Annotated in this window: 2 protein-coding genes and 2 pseudogenes; 1 reads left to right on the plus strand and 3 read right to left on the minus strand. The window is 46.8% G+C overall.

The genetic code is table 11. The features are described 5' to 3' along the window. Positions 1-115 (minus strand): annotated as a pseudogene (locus tag P5683_RS23930) (fasciclin domain-containing protein); the annotation flags it as partial. 198 nt (positions 116-313) lie between these two features. Between P5683_RS23930 and P5683_RS23935 the strand changes: the two are divergent. After that, positions 314-592 (plus strand): annotated as a pseudogene (locus P5683_RS23935) (ABC transporter permease); the annotation flags it as partial. A gap of 110 nt (positions 593-702) precedes the next feature. Here the strand turns inward: P5683_RS23935 and P5683_RS23940 are convergent. Continuing rightward, positions 703-1,272, minus strand: a complete 570-nt coding sequence (locus P5683_RS23940) for a hypothetical protein (RefSeq protein ID WP_006621129.1) — start codon at positions 1,270-1,272, stop codon at positions 703-705. Between the two features lie 436 nt (positions 1,273-1,708). Beyond that, entirely contained in the window at positions 1,709-2,320 is a 612-nt protein-coding gene (locus tag P5683_RS23945) for an AAA family ATPase (RefSeq protein ID WP_315641140.1), read from the minus strand. Positions 2,321-2,769 lie beyond the last annotated feature (449 nt).

The following is a 2,769-nucleotide window of genomic DNA, read 5'->3' on the forward strand; positions in this document are numbered from 1 at the left end:
AAACGGTAAAAGGACCGGGAGTTTTCAGGGTTTCCACTAATCCCGCTGCCTGTACCGCTGCCACCAAGGTGGTGAAACACCCGGCACTCACTGCTATATCTACAATATCCGCCATTTATCCTAATTTACCCAACTCGAAAATAACAATTTCCACTTAATCCTAGACTAAATTGGAGCTAAAATTCAGCTTGGCAACCACCAACGGGGGACGGGCGGATGCGGAAATGATAGGAAGTTTGATATAATGATATCATCGGACTACGGCTACTAGCCACCAGGTATACAATTTGCTACTGCAACCATAGTCAGTTCCTTGAATCCTACTAAAACCCGTTCTAGCCTTGGTATTTGGACTCAACGCTTTATCGCCTCGCTGTTTTTGGGGGGACAGGTTCTGCTGCACATCCTACAGGGGAAAATTCACCGCCGCAATACCCTAGAACAAATGGCGATCGTTGGTCCAGAATCGTTATTTATCGCGCTGCTGACGGCTAGTTTCGTGGGTATGGTGTTCACTATTCAAGTGGCACAGGAATTTATTACCCTGGGCGCAGGTCACTTGGTGGGAGGAATTCTGGCTTTGTCTCTCAGCATCGCGGCGATTGAGGCGATCGCCGTCTTTTAGATGAACTGGTTTAACGGTGGAATGCAGCGGCGGCAAGTAACCTGGAACTCAGCACTAGGGGCTTCCGTCCGCTGCCATCAGGTGTTATCCAGGTAAAGTTGCAGTGCGCTCCTAATCGCTTGATTAGGATCACACACAAACTCAATAGGGCTGTCTGGGACAGACTGAGATAAAAAGTCACCAAGTGTAGGCGCTATAAACCGAAATACCGTGTCTTTATGTAGCTTTTCGATGTACACAGCAGCATCAGGAGACAAACCTCTAGCAGTGATTATAATACCGTCTCGAAGATTCTCTCTTTCCAAAGCGATTTTGAACCCTCCGAGACGCTCGGCACTAAATGTTTGACCCTCCAATTTAATTGTGATTCCAGCTTCCACCTTAGTCATTACGGGTTCTTCTCGCGACACGATTTCCTCTCGACCAGATTCTGTTAGCATTGCCTCCATCCTTACAACTTTGCGGTAGACTGGCACTCGACCATCGATGCCTCCGTCTTGATTGCCGCGCCTCTTAGGTAATCCGGGTGCCTTTTTTGTCGGATCGCCGCCAAGAGCCTCCGTGATTCTATTGCCAACGGATTCCTTTTCAACTGGAGTTAAATCCAGCAGTTTGTTAACCAGACCTTCTATAAGAAGCTTACTCATCGTTCATCACTATCTCAAGAGACTTAGCACACCTGCTCAAAACTTCGTTTACAAGTACCTCAACTCCTTTAGATTTGACGATTTTTTCCTCTACATATTTGGAAAGAAGCATAATTTGCCATCTAGGGATCTTCACTAAATAAGTGTCCTTTGTGCTCCGCTCCTCTTTCGCTGCTTTAAGCACGGAAGAAGCTGAGTCTGGATGAATCATTTCCAGGAATGCTTTGCCATGCTGAGACTCCGAAAAGCTAACACACATAAATGAACGCTGGATTACATATCGAGGGTCTCTTGTGTCGAGGGGATTCCGTAGACGATACAAAAGATCCATGTTTAGCCGATCTTTGCGCAGACACACTTCTAATTTCGCGAACATGGATTCACCCGCTACTTTGCGAAGCTGCTTGCTAAGTATCCTGTTTGTAATCATAAGGACTTATCCTAATTCGCTCAATACACCATCGAGTGCTTTTGCAAAAGCAGAGTTCTTATAAAAGGAGCCCGGATGCCCCTCTACAAGCGGTACAACGTACTCGGATAGGCGCGATGCAATACCAGTTTTCTGTAATGCCTCATAAAGTCGTTGTTTCTGATCGGACGTAGTGACCTTATTGGCAACTATCTTGAACGGGATATTCTTGTCTTGTGACATGGCGGCTGCTGCAAGTATGCTCAGATCACCCGGAACGCGATCTAGTGCAAGCTCATCATCTGGAGGCACCGGAGCAATAAGCCGCCATCCTCGATTTACCTGTTCTAACAGATCTTTTAGGTACTCCCAATAGTCGTCTGTATCGACGACCATATAATCAAAAGCTTTCGCCCCAGGAAAATTAATCGGAAGCTGCTGACCTTCACGTGTATCAATCTTGCATGAGCCACCCTGAAAAACAGGACTATTTGACAGTATCCTAGTCATTATGCTGCCCTGAGCTAGATCCAATGCCCACACTCTTTTCTGTCTGGCGGCGAGCATGAGCGCTAGATTGGTCGATATCGTCGTCTTTCCAACACCGCCTTTTGGAGTGTTGACCACATACTTGATCAAGAAGAGCCTCCAGCTTTTTTAATACAGCTATTAATTCTAGACAGTATTAGGTGCATTTGCATAACTATAGCCATCCTAAATCAGTTGTGGAAGACGATGGCGGACCCCAACCGTCGGCGGCTAAGAACGGGAGAGGGTTAGGGACAAATCATTTAGGACTGCTATATGTATTAGAACCCAAAACGATTATAAGACATCAGCAGGGTGTTGTCAAGCGCTTGCGGTCTAACTCGGATATTATGAAAGACTGGGTGTAGATAGGGTCAGCCCTGATTATCCCTGCGGGAGGCGGGCGAGATAGCGATAGGTGAAATATGCCGAAATAATCATCGGGAAGGAAAACAACGTCGTCAACGTACCCAGGGGATAGAGAGCCTGAGAAGTGGGGTCAACAGTCGTTCTTTTAAAGCCGCCATATCTTCAGGACGGGGGAGAAAATGAGGGGGAGA

This window comes from Limnospira sp. PMC 1279.21, assembly GCF_032349615.1.
Lineage (GTDB): Bacteria > Cyanobacteriota > Cyanobacteriia > Cyanobacteriales > Microcoleaceae > Limnospira > Limnospira fusiformis.

Coding starts and splice junctions, on each gene's coding strand:
- P5683_RS23940 (WP_006621129.1), bottom strand. CDS start 1,272: ATGAGTAAGCTTCTTATAGAAGGTCTGGTTAACAAACTGCTGGATTTA.